This is a genomic window from Sorangium sp. So ce128 (assembly GCF_051525245.1).
Taxonomy (GTDB): domain Bacteria; phylum Myxococcota_A; class Polyangia; order Polyangiales; family Polyangiaceae; genus Sorangium; species Sorangium cellulosum_B.
Genome location: NZ_CP150313.1, coordinates 1075933 through 1096024, shown reverse-complemented (window position 1 = coordinate 1096024; position 20092 = coordinate 1075933). Strand labels below are relative to the sequence as shown.

Genomic DNA, 20092 nt, shown 5'->3' with positions numbered 1-20092 from the left:
CGCGGCCGCACCCCGGGCGGGGGCGGCCGCGGCCGTTCCATCACCGGGGCGCCGCGTCGTCCTTGGCGGGCGGGGCGCCGAGCCCGAGCTCCTTGAAGAGGAACGCGAACACGTCGGCTTGCTCCTCGATCTCCTCGGAGAGCGGTGTCCCGGCCCCGTGGCCCGTCGAGCCGCTCGCCCGGAGCAGGATGGGCGCCGAGCCCGACGAGGCCGCTTGCATCCGCGCGGCCATCTTCCTCGAGTGCCATGGATCCACCCGCGGGTCGTTGGCGCCGGTCAGGAACAGGGTCGCCGGATAGGCGGTCCCGTCCTTGACGTGGTGATACGGCGAGTAGGCGTGAAGGGCCTTGAACTGCTCGGGGTCCTTCACCGTGCCGAACTCGGTCACGTTGAACGCCCCGTTCGGCGTGAGCTCCACCCGGAGCATGTCGTAGATACCGACGTGCGACACGACCGCCTTGACCATCTCCGGGTGCTGCGTGAGCTGCGCTCCCATCAGCAGACCGCCGTTCGAGCCGCCGCGGATGGCGAGCCGCGCCGGGCTCGTGACGCGCCCGTCGATGAGGTGCTGCGCGCACGCCGCGAAGTCGTCGAAGACGTTCTGCTTCTTCGTCAGGTTGCCGCCGCGGTGCCACGCCTCCCCGAACTCGCCGCCGCCGCGCAGGTTGGCGATCGCGACCACCCCTCCCTGGTCGAACCACAGCCGCCAGAGCGGGTTGAACCCGGGAGCCATGCTCGTCCCGTAGCCGCCGTATCCCGTGAGCAGCGCCGGCGCGGTCCCGTCGAGGGGCGCGCCCTTCCGGCGCAGGATGTTGAGGGGAACCTTGGTCCCATCCTTCGAGGTGCACGCCTCCCGGGCGACCTCCACGTCGGCATAGGAGACAGGGGCCGTCATCGCGAGCGGCGTCTTCGTCACCTTGCCGTCCCTGGCCGAGTACGTGAACCAGGCCGCCGGCTCGGTGTAGCTCACGCCGCGAAAGAGCATGTCGTCGCCTTGCGTGCGCACGAGCTGCCGCACCGAGGAGACCTGCGGGATCGGCACCGTCCCGAGCGCCTTGCCCTTCAGATCGAAGACGCGGACCTGCGACGGGCCGCCGAGCAGATCGCGGACGTAGAGCCGCCCTGCCGTGGGCAAGAAGTCCTGGATCACCGCCTCGCTCTCGGGCACGACGAGCTCCGCCCTGGCGAGGTCCAGCTTGCCCGGCGAGAGGCGCAGCACCTTGCCGCGCGGCGCGTCCTTGCGCGACAGGAGGTAGAGCCGGTCGTCGGCGCCGAACACGACCCGGATGACCTTGTCGGGCAGGTCGGCGAAGCGCGTCGACTTGCCCGAAGCGTCGAGGAGATAGTGCCAGTACTCGCCTCCATCGCCGTTCTGCACGCTGGCGAGCACGAGCTTGCCGCTCTCGCTCGTCGTGAGCTCCACCTCGGCGATGCGGGGGAATTCCGTGCCGAGCGCGTACTTGTCGTCCTTGTCCGGCGTACCGAGCTTGTGGAAGTAGATCTGCTGGAAGAAGCCCATGTCCTCTCGCGGGCGCTCCCCGGGCCGAGGGTGCCTTGTGTAGTAAAACCCCTTGCCGTCGCCGGTCCACGCCAGGCTGCCGCCCGCGGTGCCGCTGTTCGCGTAAGGAACGGTGTCGCCCGTCTCCTTGCCCGTCGCCACGTCGTAGACGCGCACGGTCCCGCTCTCGGTGCCGCCTTCGGACAGGGAGACAGCCACCTTCTTGCCGTCGCGCGACGGGGCGAACCAGTCGATGGCCGTGTGCCCTTTCGGGTCGATGACCTCTGGATCGACGAGGGTCCGCGCGGAGGCGGGGTCGTTCACGGACCTCAGGACGACGAGGAAAGGCTGCTGCTTCGGCGGCTGGTCCTTGAGCGCGAAGATCTGCCCGCCGGCCTCGTCGAGCGCGTAGTGGTTCGCGGAGGTCGCCGACAGGATCTCCTGCACGCGCGCCCGGATGGCGCCGCGCGCCGGCACGGCGTCGAGGGCGCCGCGCGAGAGCTGGTTCTGCTCGGCGACCCAGCGCTCCACCTCGGGGGAGCTCCCGTCCTCCAGCCACTGGTAGTCGTCGACGACCCGGGTGCCATGGTACTCGCTCGCCACGGGCCGCTTCGCGGTCGCCGGATAAGGAAGCCGCCCCGGTCCGGAGGGCGCTGCCGGCGCGGCGTGCGGCGGCGGGGTCGCGGCGGCCGGGGACGCGGCCGGCTTGTCCAGCGGCCTCGGCGCGGGGGCGCTGCACGCCGCGAGCAGCGGCAGCGCCAGGATGAAGGCGGGGGTCGTACGCAGGCGGTTCATGTCCCCGACGCTAGCCGGCGACAGGGCGGTCACGGAAGTGGGCGAGCGCCGTCGCGATCCTGCAACCGTGCAAGCCGGATCCTCGCAGAATCGAAACCCGCCCGATCGGCGCCCGAGACATAAGTAGGGGAATTTCCGAAGTGTGTACCTGGCACGGAGGATGCTTAGTCAGGGACCAGCTCCGCCGGCGGCCTCCGCCTAATCCCCCGAGGCGCCCGGCGGCGCTGCTATTTTGTCTGCCTGATTTCGGGCAGCCGCTCTGGTCACGGCGTCTCGATGGCTGAGGCCGCGGGGCGCCGGCGCCCCTGCGTCGATCGCAGAGGTCGCCTGAGCCCCCCAGGCACCGCGAGAGGCGCGGCGCCGTTCCTGCTACCGTGCGCCGCATGGCGACTCACGGGAACGAAGGGGCGGCAGCGAATGGCGAGGTCAGCGAGGTCGACGAGAGCGTCCTGAGGGATCTCGAGTCGAGGTACGCCGAAGTGGCTTGCCCGGTGCACGGCGAGCCGCCGAGCTTCGAGCTCGCGCCCGACGGCTCCGTGGTCGAGCGCTTCTGCTGTCCAGCGCTCCTGTCGATCGTCCGCGAGCTCCAGGTCGCCGCGGGCGAGCGCCCTCCGCCTTCAGAAGGCGAGGACGAAGAGGTCAGAAGCTGATCCCCGTCGCGCAACGAGGGGTGTCCATGAAAGCGGGGGGAGGACCGTTCCTGGCCGGCGCGCTTTAAGCTGCGCGCCATGCTGGACATCGATCGCCGCACCTTCATCGCCGGCGCCGCGGCCTCCGGACTGCTCGCCTCGTTTCCCCGCCTCGCCAGGGGCGCGAGCGGCAAGGCCGTCGACCTCTCGCCGGTATACGACAAGATCGCCGAGCAGCGGAGTCAGTCGATCGAGCGCATCCAGCGCTGGATCCAGCAGCCGTCGATCTCGGCGCAGAACGTCGGCATCGCCGAGTGCTGCGACCTGACGATGGATCTCCTGCGCGACGCCGGCTTCGGGACGGTCAAGAAGATGAAGACCGACGGGCATCCGGGCATCTTCGCGACGCTCGACGCCGGCGCGGAGCAGACCATGGGCTTCTACTTCATGTACGACGTCCAGCCGGTGGAGGAGAAGGAGTGGTCCTCGCCGCCCTTCGCCGCCAGGCTTGTCGACAAGGCGGACGTCGGCAAGGTCATCCTGGGGCGCGGCGCGGTCAACCAGAAGGGACCGCAGGGGGCGTTCCTGGCGGCGCTGCACGCGGTGCGCGCCGCTGGCTTGAAGCTGCCGGTCAACCTGGTGGTGGTCGCCGAAGGGGAAGAGGAGCTCGGCTCGCCGCATTTCTCGCAGGTGGTGCGGAACGATGACGTGATGAAGGCGCTCGCGAAATGCCAGGGCGTGATGATGCCGGCGGCGGACCAATCGCTGTCGGGCACGGTCAACGTCGTCCTGGGCGCGAAGGGCATCGTCTACGTCGAGCTGGAGGCGAGCGGCGGCGCGTGGGGGCGCGGCCCGCGCGACGGGGAGATCCACTCCAGCATGAAGGTGGTCGTCGACAGCCCGGCCTGGCGGCTGGTGCAGGCGCTCGGCACGCTGGTCTCGGCGGACGGCAACGAGCCGATGATCGACGGCCTCACCGACGCCGTGCGCCCGGTCTCCAGCCAGCAGAAGAAGCTGCTCGACGACCTGTCGGCGCGCTGGGACGACGCCGACTGGAAGAGGGTCTTCGGGGTCGACAGGTGGGTGAACGACCTCGACGAGCGCGCCATGCTCGAGCGCTACGTCTCGCGCCCGTCGGTGAACATCGACGGCCTCTACGCCGGCTACATCGGAGAGGGCTCCAAGACCATCCTGCCGCACCGCGCCTTCGCCAAGATGGATATCCGGCTGGTGCCGGACATGACCGCAACGGACGTGCTCGCCAAACTGCGCAAGCACCTCGACAGGCGCGGCTACAAGGACATCGCTATCAAGAACATGGGCAGCTACGACCCGACGGACACCGCGCTCGAGGCGCCGCCCATCCAGACCCAGCTCGCCGTCTACAAGGCCGCGGGCCTGAACCCGGTGATCTGGCCGCGCCTCGCCGGCTCCTGGCCCGGCTACCTCTTCACGGGAAAGCCGCTCGAGCTCCCCGCCGGCCACGTCGGCCTCGGCCACGGCTCTGGCGCCCACGCCAAGGACGAATACTTCGTCATCGAGCCCGCCGCCGGCAAGAAGTACCTCGGCCTCGACGGCGCGACCCGCTCCTTCGTGGATTTTCTGTTCGCCCTCTGAAGCCTCCGAGCTCCTGATAGCGCTACTCGTCGAACGCCGCGCCCGCGATGACGTCGCAGAAGTGGATGGGTCGAAACCCGTCGAGCCTGCGCTCGCCGACGTCGGCCACGACCGGCGAGGTGGCCGCGGCCGCCTCGTTCCGGCGGAGCAGCCCGCAGAACGCGGAGGTCATCGCCTCCTTGAAGCCGAGCCGAGGGTAACGCCCGAGCGCCTCCTCGACGAGCCGGTCGGGCAGGAGCGTCCGGGGCGCGTAGCCGACGTCGATGGCCGCGCCCATCTGGCAAAGGGCGATCTCGGGGCGCTTTCGCTGGGGTATCACCACGGTGGTGTGCAGGGCGATCGCGTCCCAGACGATCTCCTGCTCGCGCGCGCCGACCCCGCGCGCGGCAAGGAAAGCGCTGGCCGCGTCGGCCCCCTCGACCTCGAAGCGCGTCTCGACGGGGGCCGAGTCGGTGAGGCCCAGGTCGTGGAACACACACGCCAGATAGAGCAGCTCGCGGTCGTACGACAGCCCTCTGCTCCGCCCCAGCGCGTCGCCGAAGACATACGTGCGCGCCACATGGTTGAAGAGGAACGGGGCGCTGACGGCCCTGGCGTGCTCGGTCGCCTCGACACAAAGGGCGCTGTCCGGAATCTCGGGTAGTTCGATCACATTCATTGGCTCCTCCCGGGTTTGCTTGGGCCTGGCTCGGGGCGCGGTGAAGGCAGCGCGGCGCCCGGGCGCGCGGACGGCCCGCCGCCGCGCCGCCGGCGCCTCGCCACAGTGGGTACTGGACGGCGTGTGTGTCCGAAAGGACAATGGAACCGCAATTTCGGCCACGGCTGCTCCACTCGATCCGTGGCGAGCGCGGTCCGGTTGCAGCCCGATACTCCGCCGGCAGGAAAGCGAGACGACCCCGCAGGCCGTAGCTCGCGCGCCCCTCCGGTGGGGTCGCTTGAGGCAGCCGCCGCCACGCTCTATCCTGGTCGCCGGCGATGCTGCTCGGACACGACGCGCTCAGGAACCTCTGCCGGGCGCGGGACCTGCTCTCCGAGGTGCACGAGTCGAGGTTGTCGATCGAGGACGTGGCGCGGGAGGTGGCGATCTCACCCTACCACTTCATCCGGCAGTTCGAGGCGGTGTTCGGCGTGACCCCGCATCAGTACCGCATCCGGCGGCGCCTTGATCTGGCCAAGCAGCTCCTGGCGGCTGGACATCACTCGGTGACCGACGTGTGCATGGAGGTCGGGTTCTCCAGCCTCGGCAGCTTCAGCGCGCTGTTCGCTCAGCGGATCGGCGTGCCGCCGTCGGCGTACCGGCGCCGCGTGCGCGCGATGGTCCAGGTGCCGGGGAGGCTCCCGTGGGAGCTCGTCCCCGGCTGTCTCACCCTGATGGGCCGGCTGCCGCCGGGCGCGTTTCGCAGTTTTCGAGAAGCGTGAGCCGGGCGGCCCTGGCAGAGTCGGCCCGAACCGTCAGCTCAGCGAGGCGATCGATGAGGATCAAGCTCAACAGCATCATGGTCGAGGACCAGACACGCGCGCTCAAGTTCTACACGGAGGTGCTCGGCTTCAAGAAGAAGAACGATTTCCCGGTCGGAGAGTACCGGTGGATCACCGTGGTCTCGCCGGAGGGCCCCGACGACCTCGAGCTCGTGCTGGAGCCGAACGCCAACCCGGCGGCGAAGACGTTCCAGCAGGCGATGTTCGCGCAGGGCATCCCGCTCACCGCGTTCGAGGTAACGGACCTCAAGGCCGAGTTCGCTCGCCTCAAGGAGCACCAGGTCGCGTTCACCCAGGAGCCCACGCCGATGGGCCCGGTCATGATCGCGGTGTTCTCGGACACCTGCGGGAACCTGATCCAGCTGTATCAGCCGCTCTGATACCACGGCGCCAAGGGCATCCCCGGCCTGATAAGGTGTCGCCCAGGAACGAGCGGCTCGCGAGGCATTGCGCGCGTCACCGCATCGGCGCTGGCTCGGGCTCGGCCTTGATGTCGCCGTCCGGCTCGGGCCGGTCTCGACGACACGGGCCGAGGTTCTTCAGCAGCTCGACGGGCAGCGCCACGTCGACCGAGAAGCGCTGCTCCTCCGGCTTGCTCGCCCAGGGAGGGCGCCGCGCCTGCGTCTCCACCCGCGCGTGGTCGAGCAGCTCGGCGAGCTCGTCATTGTCTTCGCGCTTCGCGTTGAGCCGCCCCATGGAGAGCGCGGCGCCGAACAGCTTCGACAGGTCCTGCATCTCCTGGCCAGCGGGGCCGGCGACCTCGGCGACGACGGCGACATCCTCCGAGGCGTCGACGTGGATCTCCACCCGCTGGACGGTCTCTCGGATCCGCTCGGCGAGCTGGTCCTGGTCCGACGGCAGCATCTTCGAGAGATCGTCGGGCGAGAGCACTCCATAGACGTCGCTGTAGGCCTGGTATTCCTGAAGGATGGATCCCTGCGCGGGATCGGTCGATTCGAGCCGATCGATCGCGTCCTCGACGAGATCGGGCTCGGCGCGCGGGTTCAAGATCAGGACGTCAGGCCCCCACGTCGCGACGCCCCTGCCCGTGTCCTTTTCCTCGTAGAGGACACCTCTCTCCCCGTACGTCCGCGTGGACCATCGCTCACGCTCGAACCTCGCGCCCTCGAACGATCCCTGGAGCACCATGAGCCCCGTGCTCGACGCGGCGATGCGCTCCACGTCCTCCAGCACGTCGATCCCGTATCGGTCCTTCAAGCGCGCCAGGCCGGCGCGCTCGTCGCCGCGCGACAGCATGCAATCGAGCCAGATCTGCATGATCGGCGACTCTTTGAGCGCCTCGATCTCGAACACCATGGCCGAGCGCTTCGGATCGGCGGGCAGGGCGGCGAGCACCGGGTCGCGCTTCCATTGCGGCGCTTCGACGCCGGGCGGCGGGGCGGACAGCGGCGGCAGCGTGCGGCGACGGCTGGCGCGCTCCACCTCGGCCGGCTTCGGATAGCGCGGAAACTCGATCTTCCGGGGCCGGACCGTGGGCTTCTCCTTGTCACCGCGCGACATCAGCCACGCGGCGAGCGCGAGCAGGACCATCGCCGCCGCGAGCCACACGCCCCGGTTCTTCATCGGTCTCATCGGGTCGTCACCCCCGCCCAGGCGCCGCGGAGCTGCCGATGTCGATCGCTCACCGCCTCGTCCAGCATCGCCGCTCCACCCTAGAAATCCTTCTCTTCGAACACGTGGATGCCCACCGCGAGCGCGGCCAGGCCGAAGAGGAGCAGCCCCGCCACCTGGCTGGCGAGCACATCCCCCTTGATCGCCGTCGCCACCGCGAACTCCGCCGACGCGTCGGCGAGCGCCGACACCCGCGGCAGCACGAGCGTCGCCGCGCGGAAGGCCCCGCGGGCGAGGCCAGGCTCGAAGAACGAGTCGAGCTGCTCGCGGTACCCCGCGACGATGCCGAGGATGAACAGCGCGATCCCCACCGCCGCGGACAGCGCGGCGCTCCGCACCATCACCGCGGTCGTGAGCATCGCCCCGTAGATGCCGGCGAACGTCACGCTCGCGAGGAGCGCGGCCACGATCGGGCTCGCCATCCACACGCCCGCCCTCAGCCCGAAGATGACCGTGATCCCGAGGGCGCCGTACAGCGTGCTGACGAGCGAGAGCGCGAGCACGCCGAGGAACGTGCCGAGCAGGAGCTCGAACCGCCGCACGGGCAACGAGAGCAGGTGCTCGATGCGCCCCGGCGCCAGCAGGCTCGGGCCGAAATCGGCGCAGGAGACGATCCCGAACGCGAGCCCCCCGTAGAACAGCACGTACGCCAGCGCGCGGCCGACGTAGCGGAGCGCGACGTCGACCGAGCGGATGTCGCCGCGGCCGACCTCCTTGCCGAAGAGCCGCGTCGCCGCGAGCGCGCCGTCCACCACCTCGAGCTGCAGCGCGCCCCCGATCACCACGAGCGCCATCGTGACGCCGATCCCGAGGGCGAGGAACCACCGCCGCGACGAGGCCTCGCGCAGGAGGTCGCCGGCGACGCTCAGCGCCGCCCTCACGCCACACCTCCGCGGGCGCCGCCCGCGCCCAGCGCCTCCGCAAGCACGTCCTCCAGATCGCGCAGGTCCCGCGACAGCTCGACGAGCAAGGCGCCGGCGCGCCGCGCCTCGTCGAGCGCCTCGTTGAGCGCCGCGGGGCTCTCGGCCTCCAGGCGCCACCCTCCCTCCCCGTCGATCGGATGGAACCCGAGCGCGGCGAGCCTCGCCGCATCGGCGCCGTCCGCGAACCGCACGCGGTACGCCGTCTCGCTGCCGCACAGCTCGACGAGCGCGCCCTCGCGCACGAGCCGCCCGCCCGCGAGGATGCCGATGCGGTCGCAGATGCGCTCGGTCTCCGACAGGAGGTGCGAGTTCAGGAACAAGGTCGCCCCCCGCGCGCGCTCTTCGCCCAGGATCCTGCGGATCTCGGCGCGGCCGAGCGGATCGACGCCGTCGGTGGGCTCGTCGAGCACGAGCAGCTCCGGCTGCCCGAGCAAGGCGGCGGCGAGCCCGAGGCGCTGCCGCATCCCCTTCGAGAACCCGCCGATCTTGCGGTCCGAGTCGACCCCGAGCCCTACCCTCTCGACCAGCGCGCGCAGCGCGCCCTCGCCCGGCGAGAGGCCCTTCATGCGGGCCACGCTCGCGAGGAACTGCCGCGGCGTGAACGCGCTGGGCAAGAAGAGCCGCTCCGGCAGGTACCCGATCCTGGCGCGCACGCCCGGGTCCTCCGGCTCGCCGCCGAGCACGCGCACGGCGCCGCTCGTGGGGCGCACCACGCCGAGCAGCGTCTTGATGAACGTCGTCTTGCCCGCGCCGTTGAGGCCGATGAGCCCGAACGCGGCGCCGCGCTGGATGGCGATGTCGAGGCCCGCGAGCGCCGTCTGTCCGCCGCTCCGGCGGAAGAAGCCGCGGTAGACCTTCCTCACGGAGGACGCTTCGATGGCCAGCACGGCGGCGTAGTCTGGCCGGCCGACCGCCGCACGCAAGCGGAATGCCCGAGGCGAGGGAGAGCGGGGCAGGAATCTTTCCATCGCGACGGCGCGACCAGGCGCGCGCCGAGTCGACCTCGAAACACAGGTTCAGAGCAAAACACATCGTGAGGGAGCGGGAAGTCCAGACGCTCCGGAGGCGTTCCGGCCCCATCCTCCGCCCGCGGGCAGCGTCAAGCGCCAAGGAGCACGTGGTTATGACAGACCATGTCCGACCGGGTCCACGCCTCGATCACCCCCCGTCCTCTCCAGTTCTCCACAGGGGTTCTCCACAGGACATCCCCTGGAGAACAGCTGGATTCTGTCGATTACCTTTGCCGCGCGCGCCTCCTCTCGTCATGGCCACTCGCGCGGCCCGGAGGAGCCCCGCGCCGCCTGGTGAACCGCGCCCGGCCACCCGCATAAATGTTCGTAATTACAACACTTTTTCGACCAGCGGCGCATCCGTCCGCCCTCGACAGGTTGGGACAATGTCCGTCCGACCGATCCCTTTCCCGACGGGTCGAAGATGACTATCCATGGTAGACACCAAGGACGCGGCGCGACGGCGTGTCTCTCGTACGACGCGTGTCGATGGCGCGCCGGAATGCTTCGTTTTGCAGGAGACTTCATGGAAAAGATCTCGCTGACGTACTTTGTCGACTTCGTTCTCAAGGCCGGGACGCCCAAGCTGACCGGCGTCAGGGAGTTCAAGGAACGGAAGGACGAGCTCTACACGGACTTTTACAGGCAGGTGCGAGAGGCGATCGTCGACATGCACAGGAGCGGAAAGCCCACCAGCGTGCTCGACGGCTTCCTCGCCGCGCAGCACGACGAGCGGCGCCGCCGCATCTACCCGTCGGTGGTGAATGGATATCGCAAGTTCCTCGCCTCGACGAAGATGACGTGGTTCGAGCCGCCGGCGTCGACGTACCGCCTGGGCGATCTCGAGATCAACGTGAATCCGGAGCTCGGGCTCGTCATCGATGGGACGCCGCATGTCATCAAGATGTATTTCCGCGGCGAGCCGCTGTCGTCCAAGCGCGTCTCGGTCGTGCTGAACCTGCTCATGAACGGGCTCGCCGAGAGCACGCCGGGCGGCGCCTTCGCGGTGCTCGACGTGCGGAACGCCAAGATTCACACCTTCAAGGTGCCGAACCCGCGTCTCAGCCTGCTGCTCCGCGGCGAGGCGGCCTCCTTCGCAACGATCTACACCGGGCTCTGATCGCGGCGGCGCCGCGCGGCGCGAGGCGGCGCCGCGCTGCGCGGACATCACGCCACGTCAGCCGTCGATCACCTTTCCGGGGTTGAGGATGCCGCCCGGGTCGAAGGCGTGTTTGATGCGGCGGTGCAGCGCGAGCGACGCCGCGCCGAGCTGGCGGGTGAGGAGGCCGCGCTTGAGCGTGCCGACGCCGTGCTCGCCGGTGATCGTGCCGCCGAGCTCGAGCGCCTGCGCCATCACCTCGTTGAAGGCCGCGACCGCGCGCGCCTCGGCCGCGGCGTCGCTTCCATCGAACACGACAAGAGGGTGAAGGTTGCCGTCGCCCGCGTGCGCCACCGTCGCGATGGTGGTCTGCGTCGCGGCGGCGATCGCCTCGATTCGACGGAACATCTCCGGCAGCTGCGGCAGCGGCACGGCGACGTCGTCGACGAGCACCGTGCCGAGCTCCGCGAGCGCCGTGAGCGCGAGGCGGCGCGCGGTGAGCATCATCTGCCCCTCGCTCTCGTCCTCGGTGGTGGCGATCACCGTCCCGCCGGCGGCCTCGCAGGCCGCCTGCATGCAGGAGAGCTCGGCGGACCCGGGCGCGTCGCTCTGCGCGATCAGCATCGCGGCAGCCTCGGTGTCGAGGCCGAGCGGGCGGAAGCGCTCGACGGCGCGGACGGCCGTGCGGTCCATGATCTCGAGCATCGACGCATCGACCGAGCGGACGATCGCCGCGACCGCCCGGCCCGAGGCCTCGAGCGAGGTGAACGTCGCGACGAGCGTGGTCGCCGGCGGGGGCCGCCGCCGCAGACGCAGCGTGATCTCGGTGATCAGCGCGAGGGTGCCCTCGGAGCCGACAAGGAGCCGCGTCAGATCGTAGCCTGCGACGTCCTTGCGGCTCCGGCCGCCCGTGCGGAGCACCGTCCCGTCGGCGAGGACCGCCTCGAGGCCGAGCACGTAATCGGACGTGACACCGTATTTCACGCAGCACAGGCCGCCGGCGTTGGTGGCGACGTTGCCGCCGAGGGTCGAGACGGCGTAGCTCGACGGGTCGGGCGGATACCACAGCCCCCGTTCGTGCGCGGCGGCCTTGAGCTCGCCGTTGAGCGCCCCCGGCTGGACGACGGCGAGCATCGCCGCCTCATCGATCGCGAGGATCCGGTTCATGCGCTCGAAGCTCACCACCACGCAGCCGTCGCTGGCGGTCGCCCCGCCGGCCACCCCGGTCCCGGCGCCGCGCGGCACCAGCGCGGTGCGGTGCCGGGTCGCCCACTGCGCCAGCGCCTGCACCTGGGAGGTCGAGGCAGGCCGCGCCACCGCGACGGGCCAGCCGCCAGGCGCCCAGAGGGCCTGATCGCGGCGATAGCCCTCCAGGATGTCCCGATCCGTCACCAGGCCGTCGCCCAGGACAAGTGCAAGTTCGTCGAGCGGGGTCATGTGCCGTAGAACTCCGAGAGGTGCGCCCTGAGGAGCGTCGCTGCCGACTTCGCGTTACCGCGCTCGATCGCGCGCAGGAGCGCCCGGTGCTCCTCGACCACCCGCGGGCGGATCGCCGCGAACGAGCGCGGCCTCAGCGCCTCTTCGAGGTGGAGCCGGATGCTGTCCTTGACCGCGACCATCACGAGGGCGAGCGCCTGGTTGCCAGAGGCCGCGACCAGCGCGACGTGGAATGCGATATCGACGTCGTGGAACTCGGTGGGGGAGATCTGCTCCCGATCCATCGCCTCGAGCGCGGCGCGCGCCTCGTCGAGGTGAATTGCGACCGGCGCGGCCGCGGAGCGGGTCATCGCGGCGGTCTCGATCGCGACGCGCAGCTCGATGAGGTCCGGGAGCGACACGTTCCGGAGCTGGACCACGTGGGTGAGCGCCTCGCAGAAGCGGTCGACCGCCGCGTCAGGGCTCGCGGCCTGCATCGGCGAGGTCCGGCCGCGCGACGCGAGCAGCCCCTGCGCCTGGAGGTGGCGGAGCGCCTCGCGGATCGTCGCGCGGCTGACCCCGAACTGCTGAGCGAGCTCGCGCTCGGGCGGCAGGCGCTCACCTGACGAAAGCGAGCGATTGAGGATCGCGTCGCGGATCTGGTCGGCGACATCGACGTAGATCGCCGGACGGGACACCGTCCGGAAGCGGTGGGCGCTGGTCATGTTGTCCTTTGGTCAGACCAACGTACCGGCGGCAATCCTCGCGGTCAAGACAGAATCGGGAATCCATGCCGGTCAGGTGGGGGGCTCCGGAGGGGTTATTGCCCTCGCCTCGGGCCAGGGAAGGAAGAAGCCCAAGGACGAATTTGCGGTGCCGAACCGGCGCGATCCGTCGGAACCCCGGCGATTTCGGGGGGACCTGACGACGGATCGGCCCACCTCGGAAGGCATGGCCCCAGCGCGGGCCCCACCGGCGAGCCTCGGGATCGGAGAGCTCGCGCCGGCCGACCCGTCGCCTGACGCCGCCGTGGTCGCCTCGCTGGCCAGCGCCCTCAGCCGCGCCGTCGCCCTCGGGGATCACGTCGCGGCTCGTGTCGTCCACGAGGCGATCGGCCGGCTGCTCGGGCTCCACCGCCCGTCGACTCCGCTACCCAACATGATAGAAGCCGCGCCCATGACATCGACTTGCTTCCGCTCTACCGCCCTGTCGCTGCGACGCACCGCCCTGGCCCTCGCCGCCGCTGCCCTGACCCTGACCGGTTGCTCGTCGGGCGGCGACTCGGGCGGCAACTCGCCGGCGCCCGCCGATCCCGTGCCCCTGACCGCGTTCTGCGCCGAATGGTCCGCCGCCCGCTGCGCCGGGGTGCAGCGCTGCTGCACCCAGACGACCGGCAAGTACGCCGACGACGCCGCCTGCGCCGCCGGCGAGACCGCCCTGTGCGAGGCGACGATGCTGCCCGCCCTCGGCAACCCCCAGTACATCTACGACGAACAGGCCGGCGGCGACCTCATCGCCCGCCTGCGCCGGTCCGGCGACGGCTGCCGCGAGCCCGACGGCGGCCTGGACATCACCCCCCTGCTGAAGCCGGCCCTGGAAGCGGGCAGCGCCTGCGACCTGGCCGGCGCCGCCGCGCTGGGCGGGAACCCCTGCAAAGGGACCATCTGCCAACCGGCCAGCTCCGGGTCGACCGCCGGGACGTGCCTGGTGCTGCCCGCCGAGGGTGAGCTTTGCCCCGACCTGCTCTGCGCCACCGGGCTGGCCTGCACCAGCGAGACGGACGGCCGCCGTTGCCGCCCCGCTCCGCCCTTGCCAGCCGAGGGGAACCCCTGCGACAGCAACTCTGACCTGTGCGCGCCCGGGCTCCGCTGCATGCCGACCACGGCCGCCCTGCGCGCCTACTTCTCCGGCGGGGACTATCCCGAGGAGCACACCTGCCAGCCCCTCCACAAGAACGGCGAGCAGGCCCTGGACCCTGGCGACTGCGCCAGCGGCCTCATGAAGATCACCTCCCAGGCCAGCCTGGCCGCCACCTGCACCGCCTGCCGCAGCCACCAGGACTGCTCCAGCGAGAACACCGACACGTTCGACGGTCTGGTCAGCGTCGACAACTACAGCGGTTACTGCGACCAGGGCGTCTGTCACGACGGCCTGAACGACGTCGCCCCCGGCAGCAAGTCCGAAGGCGCCATCTGCTTCGACGTTGCGGAGTGCCGGTCCCTCAGCTGCGACCGCACCCCCAGCGCCTATGGCCACTGCCAGAAGGCGAATGTCGAGGCGCTGTTCTGCACGGCGCCGTTCACGGGCGGCGGCGCCGCCCCCGACGGGGAGACGGCGCTCACCACCTCCAGCTCGGGGTCCCAACCCGCACCTCGCCCCTGAGGCCGCTCCTCCGCACGAGTGACGAGGCCCAAGGACGAATTTGCGGTGGCGAACCGGTGCGATTCGCCGTAATCGCCGGCATTTCGGCGGGGCATAGCGACGGATCGCAGCCCCTCGGAAGGTGTGGGCCCAACGCGGGCCCAATCACCGAGCTTGGCGCCTGGCGAACTCGGGATGACCGAGATGTCGCCTCGAGCCGCCGTGGTCGCCTCGCTCGCCAGCACCCTGAGCCGCGCCGTCGCCCTCGGGGACGTCGCGGCGGCCCGGGTCGTTCACGAGGCGATCGCTCGGCTGCTCGGCCTGCCGGCGGCTCCGGAGGGTCGAGCAAGCTCGCGCCGATAGTCGAGCCCGCTGCTCGCGTCGAGTCGCCGCCGGAGCCCTGCTGCTCGCCGCCGGTTATGAACGTCGAGCGCGCCCTCCGGTGGGGGCGAGCGCGGCGCCGTCCTCTCCGCGCTGCGGTGCTCCGGGCAGGCCTGGGGGGTAGATCGGCGCGACAGTGCGCCCTGGCGACCGCGGCGCGCGGGCCTTAGCGCACGAAACTGTCGAGCTCCGCAGGGTCTGAACTGCTGGCTTGTCTCCGGGGGGACGTTCAAGCGAACCTCAGAGTATGGCGCGCACGGCTCCGGTCCCGAACATCCCGGCCATTCCCGGCATGAACCCCGGCGTCTTCGTGATGGGCGGCGGTGGTGGCGGCGGCGGATCGGGAGGACCCGGGGGCGGCGCAGGAGCGGGCCGGCAGGGCGCCGGCGTCGGGAGCGGCGGGAACCAGGCGCAGGGCGGCGGCAAGGGCGCCCCGGATCCACAGCGCTATCCGCTCTGCGGCACGAAGTCGCACCCGGTCGACGTCGCCACGGGGCGCGCGTTCACCCATCCCATCCTCATCGTCGAGCTGCCCGGACCCTTGCCGCTCCAGCTGACGCGCAGCTACAGCGCCCATGCGCACCGCCGCGACGTCGGCCTCGGGTGGGGATGGGCCCACAGCCTCGGCTGGCGCGTCGAAGAGCGCCGCCGCTCCATCGACGTCTGGACGGACCAGGGCACGCGCGTCTCCTTCCCGAAGTCGCTGCGCACGGGCGATGACGTGGTCTCCTCATTCGGCTTCCGCCTCCGCCGCGAGCCGTGGGGCTATGTCGTCGACCCGAACGACGGGCGACTCTACGCCTTCTCGGAGAAGCTCGGCGAGCACCTCTACCTGCTCACGGCGATCGAGGACAGGAACAAGAACCGCATCGCGCTCGTGTACGAGGACGGCCAGCTCGTCGAGGTGACGGACAGCGCCGGCCGGAAGCTCCGCGTGCGCAGGGACGGCGCCGGGCACATCGCCTCGATCGAGGTGAAGAACGCGCTGGAGCAGGGGCGGTGGATCGCCCTGGAGAGATACGATTACGACACGCGCGGACGGCTCGTCGGGGCGACCGACGCCGACGGCTTCTCCGCGCGCTACGAGTATGACGACGAGGCCCGGCTCACGGCCGACGTCGATCGGACCGGCCTCTGCTTCCATTTCGTGTACGACGCCCAGGGGCGGTGCATCGAGTCCTGGGGCGACTACCTGTCCAGCCCCGATCCGAGCCTGGACCCGGACGTGCCCTCGGTGCTCGCCTCGGGCCGCCACCCCGCCAGGGGCGTTCACCACTGCGTCTTCGAGTACCTCGACGAGGACTACACGCACGTCATCGACTCGACGCACGTCGGGCATTTCGCGCACAACGCGTTCGGCCTGCTCACCATGGCGCACGACGCCGGGCCGTCGCCCATACGCGCCGTGTACGACGCGCGCGGGTTCCTCGCCGTCCTCGAGTATCCGGACGGCGGCTTCGAGCGCTTCGAGCGCGACGGGCGCGGGAACCTGGTTGGCTACATGAACCAGCTCGGCGCCCGTACGTCGATCGTCCGGGATGAGGCGGGCTCCCCCGTCAAGATCACCGACCCGCATGGCGGGGTGACTCAGATCCTCCGCGACGCGCGGGGGAACCCGGAGCACATTGCGAATCCGCTGGGGCAGACCACCACCTACCGCCCCGACCAGCGGGGCCTGCTGCGCGAGCGGATCGATCCGAACGGGGCTACGACATCGTACCAGGTTGACGCGCAGGGGAACCTGATCGCGGTCGCGTCGCCGAACGGCGCGGTATGGCGCTTCCGGTACGACGCGCTCGGCCGGGTCACGGGGCGCACCGATCCGGCGGGCGCAGAGACGCGCTTCGTCTACTCCGATCGCGGCGACCTCATCGCGGTGATCGACGCCCAGGGAGGCGTCTCGCGGTATCAGTACGACGGGGAGCGGCACCTCGTGCGGGCCCAGAACCCGAGCGGGCATGTCACCGAGTGGGGGTGGGGCGGGTATCACCGGCTCTGCTGGCGCAAGGACGCGAACGGCCACGTGTCCCGCCTGCTCTACAACCGCGAGGGCGAGCTCACCACGGTCGTGAACGAGGTCGGGGAGAAGCACCAGCTCCTTTACGATATCTATGGTCGGTTGATCGAGGAGCGCACGTTCGACGGACGCGTACTGCGCTATCGCCTCGACGCGGCGGGGCGCCCGACGCGGGTCACGACGGGCGAGTCGATGGCGGCCGAGGCGGCGGGGCCGGCCGTGCATACTGATCTCGCGTACGATCTGGCGGGGCGCCTCGTCCAGCGGACGACCCCGGCGGGCGACGAGCATTTTGAGTACGACATGCTCGGCAACCTGGTCGAGACGCGCTGGCCCGGCGGGCACATCGAGCTCGAGAGGGATCCGCTCGGCCAGATCGTCAAGGAGACCCAGGTCCTGGGGAGCGAGGCGCACGCAGTCGAGGCGCGGTACGACGCGTTGGGCAACCGGATCTCGCGGCGCACGACGCTCGGGCACAGCGAGGCGATCGCGCGCGACGCGATGGGCTCGCGCGTGCGCACAGTGCTGGACGATGCGGCGTTGATCGAGCACGGGCTGGATCCCTTCGGTCGCGAGGTCTTCCGGCGTCTCCCGGGCGGCGGCGCGATCGGGACCTCGTACGACCCGCTGGGCCGCCTCTCGCAGCAGCGCCTCACGCGCCCTGGGGAGCGCCCGCCGACCGCGCCAGGCCACCCGGCGTGGGTGGGTGAGCCGCCCGACGCCATCGTGGCGCTGATGAGCTACCGCCATGATCCGACCGGCGAGCTCGTGGCGCGGAGCGGCGGCGCGCGCGGGATGACGGAGCTCCGCTACGATCCCGTGGGCCAGTTGCTCGCGATGACGCCCGAGGTGGGGCGGCGCGAGGTGTTCCGTTACGATCCCGCGGGCAACCTGCACGAGGGAGACGGCGCTCCGGAGCGCAGGTACGGCAGGGGCGGGAAGCTCCTCCGGAAGGGGAACACGGAGTACCGCTGGGACGCCGAGGGGCGGCTCGTCGAGCGGCGCGAGGACGCAGGAGGGGACAAGCCGCGCGTCTACCGCTACGGCTGGAGCGGCGCAGGGCTGCTCGAGCACGTCGAGGCGCCCGACGGCGCCCGCGTCGAGTTCGAGTACGATCCGCTGGCGAGGCGTGTCCGGAAGCGAGTCCTCGCGTGGGACGAGGCGGCAGGCGCGCTGCGGCTCGCGCGCGAGACCCGGTTCGTGTGGGATGGAGACGTCCTGGTGCACGAGATCACGCGCTCTCCGGGCCAGAGCGCGGCCGCGCCTGGGGGCGCCGGGGCCTCGGTGCGGACCTATTGCTTCATGGACGACTCGTTCGTCCCGGCGGCGCACCGCGAGGCCGACGGACGATGGATTCATTACGTTAACGATCCTGTCGGTACGCCGGAGCACCTCCTCGACGACGCGGGCGCGATCGTGGGCTCGCTGGATCGGCAGGCCTTCGGGCTCGAGGCACCGCGCGACGGCGGCGCCAGCACCCCGCTGCGGTTTCCGGGGCAGTACGAGGACGCCGAGACCGGCCTCTACTACAATCGCTATCGCTATTACGACCCGGCCGACGGCATGTTCGTCTCCCCGGATCCGCTCGGCGTGGCCGGGGGGGCGGGTTACTACGGTTATGCGGTCAACCCGTTTGCATGGATCGATCCCTTCGGCCTCGCGTCGCTGCGCGAGGCCGAGCGGCTGCTGGAAGACTCGGAGAATCGCAGCTTCGGGAACAACGTCGGGCACGCGCGCGCGCACGTGCCGGGCCCGGGACAGGATCCGTCCGCGCTCGCGACCTCGCGGCCGACGAAGCAGACGAACACGGTCTTCCGCTCGCGCAACCAAGCGCTGCGCTCGCTGCGGGACATCATGACCCGCGACGACGCGGCCCTCCGCTCCCTCGCGCCGGGGCAGGTGCACTCGGGCTCCTACACGCCCAGGGAGACGCTCGAAGGGCTGGAGTCCCAGTCAGGGCAGCCTGCGCAGCGCGCGTGCGTGAATCGCATCACCTACTCGCTCGGCCGCCTTCCGAACGGTCAGCTCCACCTGCTACATTTCGCCCCCCGCCAGTCATGAGCTCATCCAGCCAGCGAACCCTCGTCATTCTCGATGAGCGCGGCGCCGCCGCGCGCCTCCCGTCGCAGATCGCGTCGCTCGTACAGGGGTACCGGATCATCTACCTCTCCGACACGCGCCACGCCCCTTACGGCACGCTGTCGCGGGTGTCAGCGGCCCGGCTCGTGCTCCTGTGCCTCGACCTGGTGCGAGGATACGGCATCTCCGCGGTGCTGCTGGCCAGCGCGGCGGCGTCTCGCGCGGCGCTCCCGGTCGTGCGGATCGCGTGCGCGCGGGCGGGGATCGCGCTCCACGAGGGCGCCTCGCTGGCCGTCAGGGAGGTGGTCCGCCGACACCGATTCGGCGACGTCGCCGTGCTCGGAGGCGAGATCGTGGATGAGCGCGCCGTCGCCAAGGCGCTCGCCGAGGCAGGGCTCTCGGCCCGCGCGCGGGCGGTGCCGCTCGATCTCGCCTCGCTGGGCGAGGCGGGCAAGGACGTGCTGGGCCGGCTCGTGGCAGCGCAGCGCGTGCAGGTGGGGACGTACGTGCTCGGCTCGTCGGGAGCCGCGAGCGTCGCGGATCTGATCCGCCGGTCCGATCCAGACGCCGTGATCGTCGAGACGGACACGGCGCTCGCGACGGAGGTAGCCGTGGAGCTAGAGGCCGAGCCGGCGGCGGGGAAGACGGCGTCCTCGGTGATTCGCTGCGCGACCGAGGCGTCCGAGCACTGGCAGGAGCGCATCGCGGAGCTCGCAGGCGTCGCGCCCGACGCCGTGGCCGGCCGGTGGATCACGCCGGCGGGACCGGGCGAGGGGCCCTTCGCCGTCGCCATGGATGAGGACGGGGATCCGCTCGACTGAGGCGGCCGCGCGACCCGGCCCGGGCTCAGTGACCTGGGGAGTCGGGACCCGGCCCGGGTCGCGCACCTCATCCCAGCAGCTTGTCCGTGAACGCGCCGGAGAACCGCGCTTCGCTCTTACCCTCGCCTCGGCAATGTCCCGTCAGGCGCCGTCCCCGAGCGATGCTGCCGCCCCCGCCGTGGCGGACGCTGAAGCATCCGACGTCGGCCGGTTGGGTCCGCGTTGGGCCACACCCGAGGAGGATCCAGCCGCCCGTGCCCCGTAGAGATATTGAAAATTGTTGGCCTTTCCGTCGTTCGCTCCGCCGCACCAGCGACGGGGCCCAAGGACCTCCC

16 protein-coding genes are annotated in these 20092 nt (G+C 70.8%); 9 read left to right on the top strand and 7 right to left on the bottom strand.

Going from position 1 to position 20092, the window contains the following annotated elements; translation table 11 throughout:
* Positions 1-40: 40 nt before the first annotated feature.
* On the bottom strand, positions 41-2293 hold the full coding sequence (locus WME82_RS04275; RefSeq protein ID WP_438041779.1) for a prolyl oligopeptidase family serine peptidase: 2253 nt from the start codon (positions 2291-2293) through the stop codon (positions 41-43).
* A gap of 383 nt (positions 2294-2676) precedes the next feature.
* On the opposite strand from WME82_RS04275, the gene WME82_RS04270 reads away from it, so the two are divergent.
* Positions 2677-2943 (top strand): hypothetical protein, encoded by a 267-nt coding sequence (locus tag WME82_RS04270; RefSeq protein WP_438041778.1) that lies wholly within the window; start codon positions 2677-2679, stop codon positions 2941-2943.
* A gap of 78 nt (positions 2944-3021) precedes the next feature.
* The gene (locus tag WME82_RS04265) at positions 3022-4539 is read left to right on the top strand and encodes a M20/M25/M40 family metallo-hydrolase (protein WP_438041777.1); all 1518 of its coding nucleotides are present in this window, start codon (positions 3022-3024) and stop codon (positions 4537-4539) included.
* Between the two features lie 22 nt (positions 4540-4561).
* Here WME82_RS04265 and WME82_RS04260 read toward each other — a convergent pair whose 3' ends face one another.
* Positions 4562-5191, bottom strand: coding sequence for an HD domain-containing protein (locus tag WME82_RS04260; protein ID WP_438041776.1), 630 nt, complete (start codon positions 5189-5191; stop codon positions 4562-4564).
* 323 nt (positions 5192-5514) lie between these two features.
* Between WME82_RS04260 and WME82_RS04255 the strand changes: the two genes are divergently transcribed.
* Together WME82_RS04255 and WME82_RS04250 are read left to right on the top strand one after the other, a co-directional pair.
* The gene (locus WME82_RS04255; RefSeq protein WP_438041775.1) at positions 5515-5958 is read left to right on the top strand and encodes a helix-turn-helix transcriptional regulator; all 444 of its coding nucleotides are present in this window, start codon (positions 5515-5517) and stop codon (positions 5956-5958) included.
* A gap of 53 nt (positions 5959-6011) precedes the next feature.
* Positions 6012-6398: a VOC family protein gene (locus tag WME82_RS04250; RefSeq protein ID WP_438041774.1), complete on the top strand. Its 387-nt coding sequence runs from the start codon at positions 6012-6014 to the stop codon at positions 6396-6398.
* Positions 6399-6474: 76 nt separating this feature from the next.
* On the opposite strand, the gene WME82_RS04245 is transcribed toward WME82_RS04250, so the two are convergent.
* The 3 genes from WME82_RS04245 to WME82_RS04235 form a co-directional block, all read right to left on the bottom strand.
* Positions 6475-7602, bottom strand: coding sequence for a hypothetical protein (locus WME82_RS04245; RefSeq protein WP_438041773.1), 1128 nt, complete (start codon positions 7600-7602; stop codon positions 6475-6477).
* 89 nt (positions 7603-7691) lie between these two features.
* The gene (locus WME82_RS04240) at positions 7692-8531 is read right to left on the bottom strand and encodes a hypothetical protein (RefSeq protein WP_437744248.1); all 840 of its coding nucleotides are present in this window, start codon (positions 8529-8531) and stop codon (positions 7692-7694) included.
* Positions 8528-9436, bottom strand: coding sequence for an ABC transporter ATP-binding protein (locus WME82_RS04235; RefSeq protein ID WP_438041772.1), 909 nt, complete (start codon positions 9434-9436; stop codon positions 8528-8530). The genes WME82_RS04240 and WME82_RS04235 overlap by 4 nt, the downstream gene beginning before the upstream one ends.
* Before the next feature lie 673 nt (positions 9437-10109).
* On the opposite strand from WME82_RS04235, the gene WME82_RS04230 reads away from it, so the two are divergent.
* Complete coding sequence (locus WME82_RS04230) at positions 10110-10703, top strand: hypothetical protein (protein ID WP_272093450.1); 594 nt, start codon at positions 10110-10112, stop codon at positions 10701-10703.
* 57 nt (positions 10704-10760) lie between these two features.
* Here WME82_RS04230 and WME82_RS04225 read toward each other — a convergent pair whose 3' ends face one another.
* Together WME82_RS04225 and WME82_RS04220 are read right to left on the bottom strand one after the other, a co-directional pair.
* Positions 10761-12119, bottom strand: coding sequence for an FAD-binding oxidoreductase (locus tag WME82_RS04225; RefSeq protein ID WP_437914831.1), 1359 nt, complete (start codon positions 12117-12119; stop codon positions 10761-10763).
* Positions 12116-12823, bottom strand: a complete 708-nt coding sequence (locus WME82_RS04220; RefSeq protein ID WP_438041771.1) for a FadR/GntR family transcriptional regulator — start codon at positions 12821-12823, stop codon at positions 12116-12118. Before WME82_RS04220 ends, WME82_RS04225 begins: the two co-directional genes overlap by 4 nt.
* 226 nt (positions 12824-13049) lie before the next feature.
* Here WME82_RS04220 and WME82_RS04215 point away from each other — a divergent pair, with 226 nt between their 5' ends.
* The 4 genes from WME82_RS04215 (at position 13050) to WME82_RS04200 (ending at position 19757) form a co-directional block, all read left to right on the top strand.
* A complete protein-coding gene (locus WME82_RS04215) occupies positions 13050-14480 on the top strand; it encodes a hypothetical protein (RefSeq protein WP_438041770.1) in 1431 nt (476 codons plus the stop codon).
* 183 nt (positions 14481-14663) lie between these two features.
* Complete coding sequence (locus tag WME82_RS04210) at positions 14664-14822, top strand: hypothetical protein (RefSeq protein WP_438045037.1); 159 nt, start codon at positions 14664-14666, stop codon at positions 14820-14822.
* A 265-nt stretch (positions 14823-15087) separates the two neighbouring features.
* On the top strand, positions 15088-18918 hold the full coding sequence (locus WME82_RS04205) for an RHS repeat-associated core domain-containing protein (protein WP_438041769.1): 3831 nt from the start codon (positions 15088-15090) through the stop codon (positions 18916-18918).
* Entirely contained in the window at positions 18915-19757 is an 843-nt protein-coding gene (locus WME82_RS04200; RefSeq protein ID WP_438041768.1) for a hypothetical protein, read from the top strand. The genes WME82_RS04205 and WME82_RS04200 overlap by 4 nt, the downstream gene beginning before the upstream one ends.
* The last annotated feature ends 335 nt before the right edge of the window (positions 19758-20092 follow it).